Annotated in this window: 14 protein-coding genes and 1 riboswitch; of the genes, 8 read left to right on the top strand and 6 right to left on the bottom strand. The window is 73.8% G+C overall.

What is annotated here, in order from left to right; all coding sequences use genetic code 11:
* Positions 1 to 20: 20 nt before the first annotated feature.
* Complete coding sequence (gene guaA / locus ABZ457_RS03895; RefSeq protein ID WP_359153574.1) at positions 21 to 1,619, top strand: glutamine-hydrolyzing GMP synthase; 1,599 nt, start codon at positions 21 to 23, stop codon at positions 1,617 to 1,619.
* A 186-nt stretch (positions 1,620 to 1,805) separates the two neighbouring features.
* Entirely contained in the window at positions 1,806 to 2,327 is a 522-nt protein-coding gene (locus tag ABZ457_RS03890; protein ID WP_359153572.1) for a DoxX family protein, read from the top strand.
* Here the strand turns inward: ABZ457_RS03890 and ABZ457_RS03885 are convergent.
* Positions 2,234 to 2,515: a hypothetical protein gene (locus tag ABZ457_RS03885; protein ID WP_359153570.1), complete on the bottom strand. Its 282-nt coding sequence runs from the start codon at positions 2,513 to 2,515 to the stop codon at positions 2,234 to 2,236. The genes ABZ457_RS03890 and ABZ457_RS03885 overlap by 94 nt on opposite strands.
* Entirely contained in the window at positions 2,502 to 3,821 is a 1,320-nt protein-coding gene (locus tag ABZ457_RS03880) for a PspC domain-containing protein (protein WP_359153568.1), read from the bottom strand. The genes ABZ457_RS03885 and ABZ457_RS03880 overlap by 14 nt, the downstream gene beginning before the upstream one ends.
* A 311-nt stretch (positions 3,822 to 4,132) precedes the next feature.
* Here ABZ457_RS03880 and ABZ457_RS03875 point away from each other — a divergent pair, with 311 nt between their 5' ends.
* Positions 4,133 to 5,407 (top strand): PspC domain-containing protein, encoded by a 1,275-nt coding sequence (locus tag ABZ457_RS03875; RefSeq protein WP_359153566.1) that lies wholly within the window; start codon positions 4,133 to 4,135, stop codon positions 5,405 to 5,407.
* Entirely contained in the window at positions 5,404 to 6,132 is a 729-nt protein-coding gene (locus tag ABZ457_RS03870; RefSeq protein ID WP_359153563.1) for a response regulator transcription factor, read from the top strand. The genes ABZ457_RS03875 and ABZ457_RS03870 overlap by 4 nt, the downstream gene beginning before the upstream one ends.
* A 48-nt stretch (positions 6,133 to 6,180) precedes the next feature.
* On the opposite strand, the gene bla is transcribed toward ABZ457_RS03870, so the two are convergent.
* Complete coding sequence (gene bla / locus ABZ457_RS03865) at positions 6,181 to 7,128, bottom strand: class A beta-lactamase (protein ID WP_359153561.1); 948 nt, start codon at positions 7,126 to 7,128, stop codon at positions 6,181 to 6,183.
* Positions 7,129 to 7,287: 159 nt separating this feature from the next.
* Between bla and ABZ457_RS03860 the strand changes: the two genes are divergently transcribed.
* Together ABZ457_RS03860 and ABZ457_RS03855 are read left to right on the top strand one after the other, a co-directional pair.
* Positions 7,288 to 8,175, top strand: a complete 888-nt coding sequence (locus tag ABZ457_RS03860; RefSeq protein WP_359153558.1) for a LysR family transcriptional regulator — start codon at positions 7,288 to 7,290, stop codon at positions 8,173 to 8,175.
* Positions 8,172 to 9,239, top strand: coding sequence for a serine hydrolase (locus tag ABZ457_RS03855; protein ID WP_359153556.1), 1,068 nt, complete (start codon positions 8,172 to 8,174; stop codon positions 9,237 to 9,239). The genes ABZ457_RS03860 and ABZ457_RS03855 overlap by 4 nt, the downstream gene beginning before the upstream one ends.
* Positions 9,240 to 9,360: 121 nt before the next feature.
* Here the strand turns inward: ABZ457_RS03855 and ABZ457_RS03850 are convergent, their stop codons facing one another.
* Complete coding sequence (locus ABZ457_RS03850) at positions 9,361 to 10,476, bottom strand: NlpC/P60 family protein (RefSeq protein ID WP_359153554.1); 1,116 nt, start codon at positions 10,474 to 10,476, stop codon at positions 9,361 to 9,363.
* Between the two features lie 226 nt (positions 10,477 to 10,702).
* Between ABZ457_RS03850 and ABZ457_RS03845 the strand changes: the two genes are divergently transcribed.
* A complete protein-coding gene (locus ABZ457_RS03845) occupies positions 10,703 to 11,056 on the top strand; it encodes a hypothetical protein (protein ID WP_359153552.1) in 354 nt (117 codons plus the stop codon).
* 64 nt (positions 11,057 to 11,120) lie between these two features.
* On the opposite strand, the gene ABZ457_RS03840 is transcribed toward ABZ457_RS03845, so the two are convergent.
* Complete coding sequence (locus ABZ457_RS03840) at positions 11,121 to 12,317, bottom strand: C40 family peptidase (protein WP_359153550.1); 1,197 nt, start codon at positions 12,315 to 12,317, stop codon at positions 11,121 to 11,123.
* 1 nt (position 12,318) lies between these two features.
* Positions 12,319 to 12,483, bottom strand: a riboswitch (cyclic di-AMP (ydaO/yuaA leader).
* Between the two features lie 233 nt (positions 12,484 to 12,716).
* Here ABZ457_RS03840 and pcrA point away from each other — a divergent pair.
* Positions 12,717 to 15,200, top strand: a complete 2,484-nt coding sequence (gene pcrA / locus ABZ457_RS03835) for a DNA helicase PcrA (protein ID WP_359153548.1) — start codon at positions 12,717 to 12,719, stop codon at positions 15,198 to 15,200.
* 77 nt (positions 15,201 to 15,277) lie between these two features.
* Here pcrA and ABZ457_RS03830 read toward each other — a convergent pair whose 3' ends face one another.
* Positions 15,278 to 16,951, bottom strand: coding sequence for a M23 family metallopeptidase (locus ABZ457_RS03830; protein WP_359153546.1), 1,674 nt, complete (start codon positions 16,949 to 16,951; stop codon positions 15,278 to 15,280).
* Between the last annotated feature and the right edge of the window lie 106 nt (positions 16,952 to 17,057).

Here is a 17,057-nt window from a genome sequence, read left to right as displayed (position 1 = left end):
CCATCGCCGGAAGGCCGCCAGTGTCATCAGCGTCTCCCGCTGCCGCGCCCGCAACGCAACCGGACACCGTCCTCGTTGTCGACTTCGGCGCCCAGTACGCCCAGCTCATCGCCCGCCGCGTCCGTGAGGCCCGGGTCTACAGCGAGATCGTCCCGTCGACGATGCCCGTCGCGGAGATGCTGGCCAAGAACCCCCGCGCGATCATCCTCTCCGGCGGCCCGTCCTCGGTGTACGCCGAGGGCGCCCCGCGCCTGGACCGCGCCCTCTTCGAGGCCGGTGTCCCGGTCTTCGGCATGTGCTACGGCTTCCAGCTGATGGCGACCGTGCTCGGCGGCACCGTCGACAACACCGGCGCCCGCGAGTACGGCCGCACCCCGCTGCACGTCAGCAAGCCCGGCTCCACCCTCTTCGAGGGCACCCCGGCCGAGCAGCCCGTGTGGATGTCCCACGGCGACGCCTGCTCCGAGGCGCCCGAGGGCTTCACCGTCACCGCGTCCACCGACGTGGTGCCGGTCGCCGCCTTCGAGAACGACGAGAAGAAGCTCTACGGCGTGCAGTACCACCCCGAGGTGATGCACTCCACGCACGGCCAGCAGGTCCTGGAGCACTTCCTCTACCGCGGTGCCGGCATCGAGCCGAACTGGACCACGGGCAACGTCATCGAGGAGCAGGTCGCGGCCATCCGCGAGCAGGTCGGCACCAAGCGCGCCATCTGCGGCCTCTCCGGCGGCGTGGACTCGGCGGTCGCCGCCGCCCTCGTCCAGAAGGCCGTCGGCTCCCAGCTCACCTGCGTGTACGTCGACCACGGTCTGATGCGCAAGGGCGAGACCGAGCAGGTCGAGAAGGACTTCGTCGCGGCCACGGGCGTCCAGCTCAAGGTCGTCGACGCGGAGGAGCGCTTCCTCACCGCACTCAAGGGCGTCTCGGACCCCGAGGAGAAGCGGAAGATCATCGGCCGGGAGTTCATCCGGGTCTTCGAGCAGGCGCAGGCCGAGATCGTCGCCGAGTCCGCGGGCGCCGGCGAGGACGTCGCCTTCCTGGTGCAGGGCACCCTCTACCCGGACGTCGTGGAGTCCGGCGGCGGCACCGGCACCGCCAACATCAAGTCCCACCACAATGTGGGCGGGCTGCCCGAGGACCTGGAGTTCCAGCTCGTCGAGCCGCTGCGCCAGCTGTTCAAGGACGAGGTCCGGATGGTCGGCCAGGAGCTGGGCCTGCCCGAGGAGATCGTCCAGCGCCAGCCGTTTCCCGGCCCCGGCCTCGGCATCCGCATCGTCGGCGAGGTCACCAGGGAGCGCCTGGACCTGCTGCGCGAGGCCGACGCCATCGCCCGCGAGGAGCTGACCGCCGCCGGTCTGGACCGCGAGATCTGGCAGTGCCCGGTCGTCCTGCTCGCGGACGTCCGCAGCGTCGGCGTCCAGGGCGACGGCCGCACCTACGGCCACCCGATCGTGCTGCGCCCGGTCTCCTCCGAGGACGCCATGACCGCCGACTGGACCCGGATGCCGTACGACGTCCTGGCCCGCATCTCCACCCGCATCACCAACGAGGTCGCCGACGTCAACCGCGTCGTCCTCGATGTGACCAGCAAGCCGCCGGGCACCATCGAGTGGGAGTGACCTCCGGGTCCCCCTCCCGCACCATCTGCCGGTCCGTGCCGCCGTCCACCTCCGTGGGCGGCGGCACGGCCGTTCCCGGGCCCGGGGCCGTGTCACAGAATGCGCCGCTCGGCTGGTGAGCGGGGCGCGGGCCGCGTACGTATGGTCGGTTGACGGGGCAACCACCGGCGAGGGACGGGACGGGCCATGGCACACACGCACCGGTCGACAGCGGGCTACGGAATCCCCGACGAGCGCCCGGCGGGCTGGAAGGACCAGGCCGCCCGGTACGCCCTGCTGCCGCTGCGCCTCTTCCTGGGGATCACCTTCGTCTACGCGGGGATCGACAAGCTGACCGACAGCGCCTTCCTCTCGGCCACCCGGCCCGGGTCGATCGGCGAGACCATGAACGCGGTGCGGGACTCCTCCGCCGTGCCCTGGCTCGTCGACCTGGCGCTGAAGAACCCCGAGGGCTTCGGGTACGCCATCGCTCTCGGTGAACTGGCCGTCGGCCTCGGGACCCTGGTCGGTCTGCTGGCCCGGCTCGCCGCCCTGGGCGGGGCGCTGATCTCGCTGAGCCTCTGGCTGACCGTCAGCTGGCAGACCGACCCCTACTACTACGGCAACGACCTCGCCTATCTCATGGCCTGGCTGCCGCTGGTGCTCGCGGGCGCGTCCGTGTTCTCGCTGGACGCGCTGCTGCGGGCGCGCCGCCGGCGCACCCCGTAGTGCAGGGACCCGACGACCCCGGCGACGAACAGACCGCCGAAGACGACCGGGAGCGCGGTGAACCAGGGCGTGTGCCAGGCGCCCGCCGCGTCCCCCGCGTAGAGGGCGGCCGTGGCCAGCGCGCACAGGCCCGCGATCAGCCGGCCCGGCAGGAACCGGTGCCGCAGGCGCGGCTCAGGACCCGGCACGTTCCACCACCACCGATCCGATGCTCACGTTCAGTTCCAGTCGCAGGGTGCCCCCGGCCTCGGTGCCCGGGGGCACAGGCAGGGTCCGGCGCACCCGCTGCCCCGGGGCGGCGTCGCCCACCGGGTCCGTGCCCGCCGGCAGTCTGACGTCGCCGATCCCCGTCCGGGCCTCCAGGACGACGGTGACGTCCGCCGGGACGACGGCCCTCAGCTCCCCGAGCCCCAGGTGGGCGCTGGTGGACAGGGTCTCGCCCGCCGGGACCTGCACCGCCGAGAGATCGAGCGTGCCGGCGCCCGAGCCGAGGTCGTAGCGGGGCTCGACCGCGGACACGGAGGCGGGCTTCCACACGGTCTCGCGGAAATCGGTCCCGATCTCGGGCGGCAGCGCCGTCGCCCCCGCGAGGACTCCGGCCGCCGCCAGCGTCGCCAGCACCGTGCCGAGGCCCGTCCGCCCGATCAGGCTGCTGACCAGCAGGCCGGTGCCGAGGACGGCGAGGGCCGCGACCGCGCCGATCTGGAGGCTGTCGCCCAGGGGCCGCCCGTCCCAGGACGTCGCCGTGCCCACGACCGCGGCGATCACCGCGAGCAGCACCACCGGGCCGCCGATACCGCGCCGGCCCCGCGCCTGCTGCTTCTCCGGCCGGGGGGCGGCCGGGCCGCCGCCGGGGGGTCGCCGGTCGCGGGCCGCCTCGGCGACCGCGTCCTCCGGGCCCCAGAGGTACCCGGTCGCCACCGGCCCCGTGGTGCCGTCCTTGTGGATCGGGTCGCGCCACCAGGAGGGGCTGTCGGGCGCGGGCGGGGCCTTGGTCTCGGGCGGGGCCTCGGCCACCGCGTGCGCGGTCGCCGGGTCCAGCCCGGCGCCCTCGTCGGTGGCGAGGGCCCGGCGCTGGGACCAGACCGCGACCCCGGCCGTGGTGAGGGCCAGCATCGAGGCGAAGGCGAGCATGTCCGCGTTGCCGAGGGTCGTGAGGAGGAGCCCGCAGCCGATCAGCGCCAGCAGCACCGCGCTCAGCGAGGCCCGGTCCACCCGGCCGGTGAGCAGCCGGCGGAACTCGGTCTCGTCCTCGTCGGCGGCCGGGACCAGCAGCCAGGCGAAGCCGTAGAAGATCAGGCCGATGCCGCCGGTCGCCGACAGCACGCCGATCACCACGCGGAAGATCACCGGGTCGACGTCGCAGTGCCGGCCGAGGCCGCCGCAGACGCCCGCCACCAGCTTGTTGCGCGTGGAGCGGCGCAGCGGCTGCCGGGCGGGCGCCGGCGGGTCCTCGTGCGTCCCGGGGGGCGGGGCGGCGGTCGGCTGGCTCATGCCTCCATGGTGACGGGCCCGCCGCGCGGGCGGCAGCCGCCCCGACCCTGGACGTCCCCTGATTTCCACCCGGCAGGGGCGTGGGGCGCGCGGGAGCACGGGGCGGGGCGCGGCCCCGGCCGGGTCGGTGCGTGGGCCCGGGCCGGCCCGGGCACAGGCATCGGGCCGGCCGGGCCGGAACGCGGGCGCGGCCCCGGCCGGGTCGGGATGCCGGGACCGGGCCGGGGTGCAGGGCACCCGGGCGCGTCTCAGGGTCGGTTCAGGGGGCGGCCCTGATGTCCCGCCCCGGGCGCCCGTGTGACGATCGGGGCATGCCCGTCGCCGCCGCCCGTCCGACCGAGACCGACGATCCGCCCGTGCGCAGGCTGTACCGCAGCGCCGACGGCCGGCTGCTCGGCGGTGTGGCGCGCGGCCTGGCGGGCCATCTCGGGCTGCCGGTCATCTGGGTCCGGCTGGTGTTCCTGGTCCTGTTCATGGCGGACGGCCTCGGCGCACTGCCGTACGCGGTCCTCTGGATCGTCGTCCCGCTCGGCGTCGGCGGCCGGGCCGCCGAGCACCGTTCCTTCTTCGCCACCGCGTCCGACGGACGGCGCCGGCTGCGCAAGCCGGACCGGGGCCAACTGCTGGCCCTGTGCGCCCTGTTCGCCGGTGGCGTGATCTTCGTCGAGAACCTCCAGCGCAACACCGCCAACCGCTACATCGTGCCCACCCTCCTCATCGGCGCCGGTGTGGTCCTGGTGTGGCGGCAGGCCGACAACGCCCGCCGGGCGAGCTGGATTCCGGCCTCGGGCGGGCGGGGGCGGCTGATCCCGGCGGTCCGGGTGGTCGCGGGGGTCGCCCTGGCCGCCGCCGGGCTGACCCTGTTCGTCGTCGTCCGGGGCTCGGCCGCGCAGCTCGGCAACATCCTCACGGCGGTGATCGCGGTCGTCGCCGGGGTCGCCCTCCTCGCGGGCCCCTGGCTGGTGCGGATGACCCAGGACCTCTCCGAGGAGCGCACCATGCGCATCCGGGCCCAGGAGCGCGCCGAGGTCGCGGCCCATGTCCACGACTCCGTCCTGCACACCCTCACCCTGATCCAGCGCAACGCCGAGGACCCCGGCGAGGTCCGCCGGCTCGCCCGCGCCCAGGAACGGGAGCTGCGGAACTGGCTCTACCGGCCCGAGGGCACGGGCAAGGACGAGGACGCGGAGCCCGACACCTTCGCCGAGGCGGTCAAGCGGGCCGCCGCCGAGGTCGAGGACCAGCAGGGGGTGCCGGTCGAGGTGGTCGTGGTCGGGGACTGCCCGGTCGACGAGCGCCTCGGCGCCCAGCTCCAGGCCGCGCGCGAGGCGATGGTGAACGCCGCCAAGTACGGTGGCACGGGAGGGCCCGTCCAGGTCTACGCGGAGGTCGAGCCGGGGTCGGTGTTCGTCTCGGTACGGGACCGGGGTCCGGGCTTCGATCTGGACGCGGTACCCGATGACAGGATGGGCGTCCGGGAGTCGATCATCGGGCGGATGCAGCGCAACGGCGGCACGGCGCGGCTGCGGCAGGCGCCGGGCGGCGGGACCGAGGTCGAGCTGGAGATGGAGAGGGCGGACGGATGAGCGAGCCGGGCGGAACGGGCGGCGCGGGCGCCGAGGGGCAGGGCGCGGGGGAGGCGGCGGCCGGGCGGCGGGTGCGGGTCGTCCTCGTGGACGACCACCGGATGTTCCGGGCCGGGGTGCAGGCGGAGATCGGCCGGACCGAGGAGACGGGTGTCGAGGTCGTCGGCGAGGCCGCCGACGTCGACCAGGCCGTCACCGTCATCACCGCCACCCGCCCCGAGGTCGTCCTGCTGGACGTGCATCTGCCGGGCGGCGGCGGGGTCGAGGTGCTGCGCCGCTGCGCGACCCTGATGGGCGCCGCCGAGCACCCCGTCCGCTTCCTCGCGCTCTCCGTGTCGGACGCTGCGGAGGACGTGATCGGCGTGATCCGCGGGGGCGCCCGGGGCTATGTCACCAAGACCATCACGGGCGCCGACCTGGTGGACTCGATCTTCCGGGTCCAGGAGGGGGACGCGGTCTTCTCCCCGCGCCTGGCCGGGTTCGTCCTGGACGCGTTCGCCTCCACCGACGCGGTCCCGGTCGACGAGGACCTGGACCGGCTGACCCAGCGGGAGCGGGAGGTGCTGCGGCTGATCGCCCGGGGCTACGCGTACAAGGAGATCGCCAAGCAGCTCTTCATCTCGGTGAAGACGGTCGAGTCGCATGTGTCGGCGGTGCTGCGCAAGCTCCAGCTCTCCAACCGGCACGAGCTGACCCGGTGGGCGACGGCCCGGCGCCTGGTCTGAGCCTTCCCGGAGGGCGGGCCCCGGCGCCGGGGCCCGCCCTCCGCGGAGTCAGCGGCGGCCGAGTCCTTCCAGGGCGACGGTCGCGGCCCGGGCGATCAGGGCGTCCCGGCGCTCGGCGTCCTTCTCGTCGCGGCTGGACAGCACGGTGAAGAGGATCGGGTTGCCGCCGTCGTCGGGCCACACCACGGCGATGTCGTTCCGGCCGCCGTAGCCCGCGGTGCCGCTCTTGTCTGCCACCGTCCAGTCGCGGGGGAGGCCCGCCGCGATCAGGGTCTCGCCGGTGGTGTTCGTCGCCATCCAGGTGCGCAGCAGGTCCCGCTCGCGGCGCTCCAGGGCGTCGCCGAGGAGGAAGGCGCGCAGGCCGGCGGTCAACGCGCGCGGGGTGCTGGTGTCCCGGATGTCGCCCGGCTTCCCCTCGCTGAGGTCCGGCTCGATCCGGTCCATCTCGGTGACGTCGTCGCCGAGTTCCTCCAGCACCTTCTCCAGGGCGTCGGGGCCGCCGAGCTCCCTCAGCAGCACGTTGGCCGCCGTGTTGTCGCTGTACCAGAGGGTGGCGGCGCACAGTTCGCGCAGGCTCATCCCCGTGTCGGTGAAGTCCTCGGTGACCGGGGAGTAGGTGACGAGGTCGGCCTCGGTGTACCTGACCACCTTGTCGATGCCGTCCATGCCGTGGGTGCGCAGGATCGCGCCCGCCAGCAGGGCCTTGAAGGTGGACGCGTAGGCGAAGCGGCGGTCCGCGCCGTGAGCGACCTCGCGTCCGGTGCCGGTGTCCACGGCGTGCACGCCGAGCCGGGCGTCGAACTCCTTCTCCAGCGCACGGAACCGGCGCTCGGTGGTCTTCGCGGACGGGGCGGGGGCCGTCGACGACGCGGTGGCGGCGGCCGGGGCCGGGGTGCCGGGCGGGGTGGTCGCCCGGCCGCAGCCCGACAGCACGGCGAGGGTCAGGGCACCGGCCACCAGAGCGGTGGCCGGGCGGTTGCGCAGTCGGTGCGGCATGGCGGAATCCTCCGGATCGTCGGAACACGGCAGGGCGGAGCCGGGCCGGGCACACGCGCGGGGCGGGTCCTCGGCGGCGGCCACCACTCTCCGCCCGGGCGTCCGCCGCCGTCCAAGACGCGCCCGCACGCTCCCATGCTGTTTTGGCATAGTGGGTGCGTGGATCTGGTCGCGGCCTGCCGGGCGTTCGTCGGAGTGAGCGAGCACGGCAGCTTCACGGTGGGGGCCGCGGCGGTGCGCACGGCGCAGTCCGTCGTGAGCCGCCGGGTCGCCGCGCTCGAACGGCATCTGGGCGAGCGGCTGCTGAACCGGTCCTCCCGCGCGGCCACACTGACCCCCTTCGGCCGCGACATGCTGCCCCTGGCCCGCCAGCTGGTGCGGCTCGCCGACCGGCTGGAGCACGAGGCGGAGGCCGTGCGCCATCGCCCGCTGCGGCTCGCGGTGCCCGCCGCCCCGACCGGCGCCCTCGCCCGTCTGATCGCCGACGCCCACGCGGCGGAGGTGCTGATCGACCCCCGGCCCGCCGCGCCCGCGGAACGCGCCGACCTGGTCCGGTCCGGGCAGGTGCGCGCCGCGCTGCTGGCGGCGCCCCGCGCCGAGGCGGAGTGGACCGTGCCGCTGGGCGTCGCCGCCGCCGGTGACCCCGGCGGGCCCGTCCATCTGGACACCCTGCGGCCCGGCCGGGCGGATGTCGGGCGGCGGCTGCGCCGGCTGTGGCTCCAGCCGGAGGACGACGTCCCCCATGTCCGGGACCCGCTCGCGCGGCTCGGGGACGCGGTCGGGCTGCTCCCGGCGCAGCTGGCCGTGGCCCGGAGCGAGGCGGCCGCGGCGGCGGACGTGCTGAGCCGGGACGACCTGCTGCTCTGCTCGCCGGCCGAGGCGCGGGAACTCGGGCTGTACTGGCGGCCGTTGGGAGATCTGGACCGGGGCCTCGCGCGCGGGTTCGTCCTCACCGCGGCGGACGCGACGGACCCCGGCGCGGCCCGCGTCCGGGAGGTCTGCGGCCCGGGTATCGCCCGCTGCCTGGGTGCGGAGGAGCACGTATGAGCAGGACAGACCCCGCCCGGCCCGCCCCGGCGACCGCCTCCGGTCCCGCCGCCCCGCCCGGGGCCGGGTCCGCGCCGTCCGGGACCCGGGCCACCCCGCCCGGGACCGGGTCCGCGCCGCCCGTCGGGTCCGCCACCTCCCGGCTCCTCGCCGAGCTGCGGCGGAACCTGCGCGACGGCGGGCTGCACGGCTCCTTCCTCGTGCGCGACCTGGACACCGGCGAGGAACTGGGCATCGACCCGGACGTCGAACTGCCCGTCGCATCCCTGGTCAAGGTGCCCCTCGCGCTCGCCACCCTGGAACGCATCCGGCTCGGCGAACTCGACGGCGCGACGGCGGTCGAGGTGGCGCCGGGGCGGATCACCACCCCGGGGCCGACCGGCCTGAGCCGCTTCCGGCACCCGGCGCGGATCTCCGTCGACGACCTCCTCTACCTCAGCACCTGCATCAGCGACGGGGTGGCCGCCGACGCGCTCTTCGAGCTGACCCCGCCGTCCCGGGTCGCCGCGATCGTGCACGGCCTCGGGCTGCGCGGCATCTCCGTCCGCCACACCATGCGCCGGCTCAGCGAGACACCGGAGGAACGGTTCGACCGGGCCGATGTGCACCTGGCGCACGCCCTCGCGATCGACGCCGGGACCGCCGGACGCGGCCACCGGGTGCCGCAGCTCGACGTCTCCCGCGCCAACACGGGCACGGCCCGCGCCTGTGTGGACCTCCTCCAGGCGATCTGGCCGGCCTCCGCCGAGGGCGGGGACCCGCCGCCGGGCGGGGTGCACCCGGAGGTGGCCGCCCGGCTGCGCACCCTGCTCGCCGACAATGTGCTCCGCCACCGTCTCGCCCCGGACTTCGCCTCCGACGCCGCGACCTGGTCCTCCAAGACCGGCACCCTGCTCAATCTGCGCCATGAGGCGGGGGTGGTCGAGCACGCGGACGGCCGCCGGTACGCGGTGGCCGCGCTCAGCGAGTCCCGGGTGGCGGCCGGGGCCCAGCCCGGGGCGGACGCGCTGCTGGGCCAGGTCGCCCGCCGGCTCCGCGACCGGCTGCGCGCGGGGCTGGTCTGAGCGGCCTGGAGTGGCCCGCCCCGGCGGCCCGTGTCAGGCGACCCGCCTCGGGCGACCGCGCCGGGCCGGGGGTGGGCCGTGTCGGACCGGACCCGGGCGTGGCCCGCCTCGGCACCCCCCGTCAGGCGACCCGTGTCGCGCCGGCGAACGGCATCTCGGTGATGGGAGCGATGCGCACCGGCGCACCCGGCCGGGGCGCGTGGATCATCTTGCCGCCGCCGATGTAGAGGCCCACATGGGTCACCCCCGGGTAGAAGAACACCAGGTCGCCCGGGGCGAGTTGGGACCGCGAGATCCGCTGACCCGCGTTGATCTGGGTGTACGTGGTGCGCGGCAGCGAGACACCCGCCGCCTTCCACGCGGCCTGCGTCAGCCCCGAGCAGTCGTACGCTCCGGGGCCCGTCGCGCCCCACACGTACGGCTTGCCCAGCGCGCCGTACGCGTACGAGATCGCCTGTGCCGCGCGGCCGCTCGCCGGGGCGACGGGCCCCCGGGGCGCCTCGGCCCGGCCCGCGCGGTCCGGGGCACGCTCGCCGCCGGAGGCCGTGGAGGTCCCGCCGCTCCGGTAGGCGGCGCGCTCCTCCGCGGTGAGGCGGGCGAGCAGCCGTTCCGCCGCGGCGAGCCGCTTTCGCACCTCGGTCCTGTGGCGGGAGACCTCGTCCCGCTGCCGCTCCAGCTCCCGTGTCCGCTCCCCGGCGCGGGCGCGCAGCCCGGCGAGGTCGAGGAGTTGGCGGCGCACCTCGGCGACGGCGGCGGCCTGGCGGTCCCCGACCCGCTCGGCGAGGGAGGCGCGCTCCAGGTACTCCCCGGGGTCGGAGGTGAGGGCGAGCCGCAGGCCGGGGTCGATGCCGCCGGCGCGGTACTGTGCCCCGGCGAAGGAACCGAGGGCGTCGCGCGAGGTGTTGAGGCGCTCGGTGCGCCGGGCGGCCTCGTCGCGCAGGGCGTCCAGCTGCTCGCGGGACCGGGTCGCCCGCTCCTTCGCGCCGTTGTACTTCTCGGTCGCCGCCTCCGCCTCGCGGTAGAGGGCGTCCACCTTCGCCTTGATCTGCGCGGGGGTCTGGCGGGGCTCTGCCACGGCGGGGGAGTCCAGCGCCGTGGTGGTCGCCGCGCCCGCGAGGGCCAGGGTGGCCGCGGCGCGGACGGCCGGGCCGGTGAGCGGACGCTGGGTGGGTTTTCGGTGCGCTGCCACGGTGGCGCCGTTCCTTCCGTCGTACGTCGTCGGTCGTACATCCGTCATCCGTCGCACAGCCGTCGTCGGTGGTGCGTGCGGCAGGACGTTAGACCCGAAGGTCACGGGAAGGTGACGCAAGATGAGGAACTGTCCGAACCCGCCCGGTCCTGTGCGTTCCGGCCGGGTGTTCCGACCGTTCGATGATCGACAACCGGCGGTCCGGCGACCGAAGACGGAGCTGAGGGTTACCTGACCAGGGGGCGGCGGTACGGCCCCGCATAGGCTCCGGCCCATGGACGTACTGATCAATGTCTTCGTCGCCCTGCACATCATCGGCATCGCGTCGCTGCTGGGCGGTTTCCTCACCCAGATGAAGGCGATAGGCGCCGGCACCGCGCGCTTCACGCCGGCGATGCTGCACGGCGCCGTCACGATGCTGGTCACCGGCGTCGCGCTGGTGGGCCTGAACCAGGCGGACGACCAGACGGTGAACAACCTCAAGATCGGCATCAAGCTGGCCGTCCTGGTCGTGATCCTGGGCCTGGTCTATGTGAAGCGGGACGAGGAGACGGTCGACAAGGCGCTCTTCGGCGCGGTCGGCGGCCTGACGGTGGCCAACATCTTCATCGCGACGCTCTGGACCTGAGCGGTCCCCGCGCCCCCGCCCCGCGCCCGTGGGGTGCGCGCGGGGAGCAGGGGTGCCGGTCCGGTCAGGCCGGGCGGACGCTGCCGTGGATCGGCATGGAGTAGATGGACTCCTCGCGGACGTTCGCGCCCGGCTTGGGCGCGTGGATCATCGTGCCGTCGCCGATGTAGATGCCGACGTGGCTGATGTCGTCGTAGAAGAACACCAGGTCACCGGGGCGCAGATCGGCCGTGGCGACCCGGGTGCCGACCTTCACCTGGTCCCAGGTGGTGCGCGGCAGGTCCACGCCGGCCGCCTTCCACGCGGCCTGGGTGAGCCCGGAGCAGTCGAAGGAGCTGGGTCCCGTGGCGCCCCAGACGTAGGGCTTGCCGATCTGGGCGCGGGCGAAGGCGAGGACCTTGTCGGCCTTGGCCGCGTACCCGCCGTCCTCCGTGCCGGAGCCGGAGCCGGTGCCCGTCCCGGTGCCCGTCCCGGTGCCCGGGTCCGTGCCGGTCCCCGGCTGCCGGGTCTCCTGCTCGCGGCGGGCGGCCTCCGCCTCCTCCTTGGCGCGGGCCTCCGCCTCGGCCTTGGCCTTGGCTTCCGCCTTGCGGCGGGCCTCCGCCTCCTTCTCGCGCTCGATCGCGGCGAGCCGCGCCTTCTCCTCGGCGGTCAGCCGGGACAGCAGCGAGCGCGCCTCGGCCAGCTTGGTCTGCACGGTCTGCTTGCTGGTGCGCAGGGCCTGCTGCGACTCGGTGAGCGACTGGAGCCGCTTGCCCGCCTCCGCGCGCTGCTTCGCCGCGGCGGCCCGCTCGGTCTCGTAGGCCGCGATCGCCGACTGCTGCTGGTCGGTCATGCGGTCCATCAGCCGCGACTGGTCGAAGTAGTCCTGCGGGCTGTCCGCGAACATCAGGGCGGCCGTCGGGGTCACGGCCCCGGTGCGGTACTGGGCCGCGGCGTAGGTGCCGAGCGCGCGGCGGGACTCGTTGAGCTTCTCGGTCCGGTCGGCCGCCTGGTCGAGCAGGGTGTCGACCTCGCGGCGCTTCTCCGCGGTCGCCTCGCGGGCCTTGTTGTACTCCTGGGTCGCGCTGCCGGCCTGGCGGTAGAGGTCGTCGACCTTCTTCTGGACGTCCTCGATCGAGGGCTTCGGCTCACCGGGGGCGGCCGTCGCGCTCTGTGTCGACAGCAGCGTGACGCCGGCGAGCGCGGCCGTCGTGAAACCGACGGTGGGGGAGGGCTTGATGGTGCGTGTGCGGGTCCTGCGATGCGACGCCAAGGCCGGCATCTCCTTCTTCCGTGGACCGCCTACCGGGTTAGCTGTCGGGTTCGGGCGAACGGAAGACGCCCTACGGGCGCGAGGAACGCGGCCCGATTCACCCCGGTTTGATGCGTTTTTGGGTCCCCGGTTCCGAACTGCCCTGCGAGGAGTACGGATTCGGCGCAGCCGGCCCGTCCGACGCGGTTCGCCGGGAGGGTTGCGGGCCGTCTGATCGAGCACGCTAACCAATTCGTGTGTGTGCTGTGAAGGTTGGTGTTCGATATGTCCGATACATTTTCGTGACCTTTCTCGGGGTGTGTCGTTGTGACCCCGTCCCGGAGGCGTCCGGTCACACACCGTGCACCGGCGGGCATTCCCGGAAGCGCGGCCCGGAGTGTCCGTCCCTCCGCCTAGACTCGGTAGGCGATGAGCAGCCTCTTTGACGACAGCTTCCTGACCGGCCTGACGCCTCCCGACGAGGAGCCGCACGGGGACGAGCACGCTCCGCCGCCGCCCGAGGAAGCGGCCGCGGAGCCGATCCCGGACGACCTCTTCCAGGGCGCGTACGACGTGCCGCCCGCCCGCGACGGCTACTACCGCGACGGCGCCCCCCGCCCCGCCGTGGACGCCGCCGCCCTGCTCGAAGGGCTGAACGAACAGCAGGGCGCGGCCGTCGTGCACACCGGCTCCCCGCTGCTCATCGTCGCGGGCGCCGGCTCCGGCAAGACCCGGGTGCTCACCCACCGCATCGCCCATCTGCTGGCCACCCGGCACGTCCACCCCGGCCAGATACTGGCGATCACCTTCACCAACAAGGCCGCCGGGGAGATGAAGGAGCGCGTCGAGCAGCTCGTCGGCCCCCGGGCCAACGCGATGTGGGTGATGACCTTCCACAGCGCCTGCGTGCGCATCCTGCGCCGCGAGTCGAAGAAGCTCGGCTTCACCTCCTCGTTCTCGATCTACGACGCGGCCGACTCCAAGCGCCTGATGTCCCTGGTCTGCCGCGATCTGGACCTCGACCCGAAGAAGTTCCCGCCGAAGTCCTTCAGCGCCAAGATCTCCAACCTGAAGAACGAGCTGATCGACGAGGAGACCTTCGCCGACCGGGCCCTTGGGGGTACCTCCCAGGCCGAAGGCTCTGGGGGAGGCTTCGAGAAGACTCTGGCCGAGGCGTACCGGATGTACCAGGCGCGGCTGCGCGAGGCCAACGCCCTGGACTTCGACGACATCATCATGACCACCGTCCATCTCCTCCAGGCCTTCCCGGACGTGGCCGAGCACTACCGCCGCCGCTTCCGGCACGTCCTGGTCGACGAGTACCAGGACACCAACCACGCCCAGTACACGCTCGTGCGCGAACTGGTCGGCGAGGGCTACGAGGACCTGGCGCCGGCCGAGCTGTGCGTCGTCGGTGACGCGGACCAGTCGATCTACGCCTTCCGCGGCGCGACCATCCGCAACATCCTCCAGTTCGAGGAGGACTACCCGGACGCGACCACGATCCTGCTGGAGCAGAACTACCGCTCCACGCAGACGATCCTGTCCGCCGCCAACGCCGTCATCGAGCGCAACGAGTCCCGCCGCCCGAAGAACCTGTGGACCAACGCCGGTGCCGGTGCCCGGATCACCGGCTATGTCGCGGACACCGAGCACGACGAGGCGCAGTTCGTCGCCGACGAGATCGACCGCCTCACGGACGCGGGCGAGGCGAAGGTGGGGGACGTCGCGGTCTTCTACCGCACCAACGCCCAGTCCCGTGTCTTCGAGGAGATCTTCATCCGCGTCGGCCTGCCCTACAAGGTCGTCGGCGGGGTGCGCTTCTACGAGCGCAAGGAGGTCCGGGACGTCCTCGCGTATCTGCGCGTCCTGGCCAACCCCGAGGACAACGTCCCGCTGCGCCGCATCCTCAACGTCCCCAAGCGCGGCATCGGCGACCGCGCCGAGGCGATGATCGACGCCCTGGCCCTCCGCGAGAAGATGACCTTCCCGCAGGCGCTCCGCCGGGTCGACGAGGCGTACGGCATGGCCGCCCGCTCGGCGAACGCGGTCAAGCGCTTCAACGTCCTGATGGAGGAACTGCGCACCATCGCCGAGTCCGGCGCCGGCCCGGCGGTCGTCCTGGAAGCGGTGCTGGAGCGCACGGGCTACCTCGCCGAACTCCAGGCGTCCACCGACCCGCAGGACGAGACCCGGATCGAGAACCTCCAGGAACTGGCCGCCGTGGCCCTGGAGTTCGAGCAGGACCGCGCCCAGGAGGACGGCGCGGGCACCCTCGCCGAGTTCCTGGAGCAGGTCGCCCTGGTCGCCGACTCCGACCAGATCCCCGACGAGGACGAGGACGGCTCCGGCGTCATCACCCTGATGACCCTGCACACCGCCAAGGGCCTGGAGTTCCCGGTGGTCTTCCTGACCGGCCTGGAGGACGGCGTCTTCCCGCACATGCGGGCCCTCGGCCAGACCAAGGAGCTGGAGGAGGAGCGCCGGCTCGCCTATGTGGGCATCACCCGAGCCCGGGAGCGGCTGTATCTGACGCGCTCCGCGATGCGCAGCGCCTGGGGCCAGCCCTCGTACAACCCGCCCTCGCGCTTCCTGGAGGAGATCCCGGCGGCGCACCTGGACTGGAAGCGCACCGGGCCGATGGCCGCGCCCGCCGGGCCGACGGCCGGGATCACCTCCTCCCTCTCCTCGTCCCGCTCGCGCGGCGGCGCCTCGGGCTTCGCGACCCGGCGCGCCAACGACAAGCCGGTGATCGCGCTCTCGGTCGGGGACCGGGTCACCCACGACCAGTTCGGCCTGGGCACGGTCGTCGGCGTCACGGGCTCCGGCTCGGACGCGCAGGCGACGATCGACTTCGGCGACGAGAAGCCGAAGCGGCTGCTGCTGCGGTACGCGCCGGTCGAGAAGCTCTGACGCCCTGACGGACACGACGGAGGGGGAGGGCCCGGGTGCGGCCCTCCCCCTCCGTCGTGCGTGTGCGCGGGTGTCCGTCAGGTCGGTTCGATCCCGTGGCTGCGGAACCAGGGCAGCGGGTCGATCGCGGAGCCGCCACCGGGACGCACCTCGAAGTGGAGGTGCGGGCCGGTCGAGTTGCCGGAGTTGCCCGAGTAGGCGATCACGTCGCCGGCCTTCACCGAACCGCTGCGGATCTTGGTGGTGCTGAGGTGGCAGTACCAGGTCTCGGTGCCGTCGGCCGCCGTCACGATGGCCATGTTGCCGTAGGCGCTGTTCCACTGGGTGCGCACGGTGCCGTCGGTGGCCGCCATGACCGGCGTGCCGTACTGGACGGGGAAGTCGATGCCGGTGTGCAGGGACATCCAGTTGACGCCGGACTGCCCGTAGTAGGCGCTGAGGCCGTCCTGCTTCACCGGGAGGACGAACTTGGGGCGCAGCGCCTCGCGGCGGGCCGCCTCCTCCTCGCGCTTCTTCTTCTCGGCGGCCTGGCGCTCCTTCAGGTCGATGCGCTCCTGGGTGCGGGAGGCGCGGTCGCCGAAGTCGCGGGCGTCGGCGCTGAGGGCGGCGAGCTGGGTGTCCATCTTGCTGTTGGCCTCGACCGCCTTCACCGCGCCGGGGTCGGCGGCGGCCAGGTTGGTCTTCTCGTCCGCCTTCTTCTCGGTGCCGCCGAGGTCGCCGACCGAGGCGGCCGCGATACCGGCGGCGCCGAGGACGCAGACCGAGGGGACGGCGACGGTGAGGAGGGCGGAGCGCTTCGCGGGCGTCCGGCGCCGGCCGCGGCTGCCGCCGGAGCGGCGGACCGGGCGGGCGGCCACGGAGGCGGTGGGGAGCGCGGTCATGGTCTGGGTGAGGGCGCTGTGGTGCTCGGCGTCGGCCTCGTCGTCGTCCTCGTGCGTCGCGTCGTGGGCGTGGAGGTCGTGAGTGCCGTGGGCGTCGTCCGCGAGGTGTGTCTCGGGGGCCTCGTAGCCCTCGTACGCGTCACCCTCGTACGCGTCGTACGTCTCGTGCGCGTCGGCGGCGGGGCCGGGGGCGTCCTCGTCCGTGTCGCCGTTGCCGGCCGCGTAGTCGGCGTCGTACTCGGTCTCGTACGCGTAGCCGGAGTCGTAGGCGGCGGGGTCGACCTGGCCGAGGTCGTAGGCGTCCGCGTCGTAGGCCGTGGCCTCGTGGTGCGCGGCCTCGTGCGGTGTGCCGTACTCGGCGGAGGTGAACTCGTGCTCCGGCGTGAACTGTTGGGGCACCAGGGCTTCCGGTGCGACCGTGCTCTCCGCGTTCCACGCGGTGGCGTCGTACGCGCCCGTCTCGAACGAGGCGTCGAGGGAGGTGGTGGCCCACTGGCCGGTGGTGTCGTACTGGCCGGTTGTGTCGTAGCCGAACGCGGCGGCCGCGGTCTCGTACTGGCCGGTGCCGGTGGCCTGGTTCCAGGCGGTGGAGTCCCACTGGCCGGTGGCGTCGTACTGCGGGTACTGCTCGTACTGCTGCCCGTACGCGGCCTGTTGCTGCACCTGCTGGTACTGCTGATGCTGCTGGTCCGACGATCCGTAGACGTCGTGTGCCGCGGTCGTGTGTGCGCCGGTGTCCCACTGGGAAGAGTCGTACTGGCCGCTGTGGCCGGACTCGTAACTGCCCGGGAGGGCCCCGAAGAGCGGGTCGGAGTCGTAGCTGCCGGTGGTGTAGCCGGCGTACCCGGCGTGGGCGTGCTGGTCGTTCACCAACTTCTCTCTCGCCTCGGCAGCAGGACCTGCGTCCGGGGCGGGCCGCGTGCGGAGCCCCGGGGGGAAGCAGTGGGCGCGACTGTACCCGGCGGTATGCGATGGC

The sequence above is a fragment of the Streptomyces sp. NPDC005805 genome (assembly GCF_040630445.1).
In the GTDB taxonomy this organism is placed as follows: Bacteria; Actinomycetota; Actinomycetes; order Streptomycetales; family Streptomycetaceae; genus Streptomyces.
This window is presented reverse-complemented; position numbering and strand designations above follow the sequence as displayed.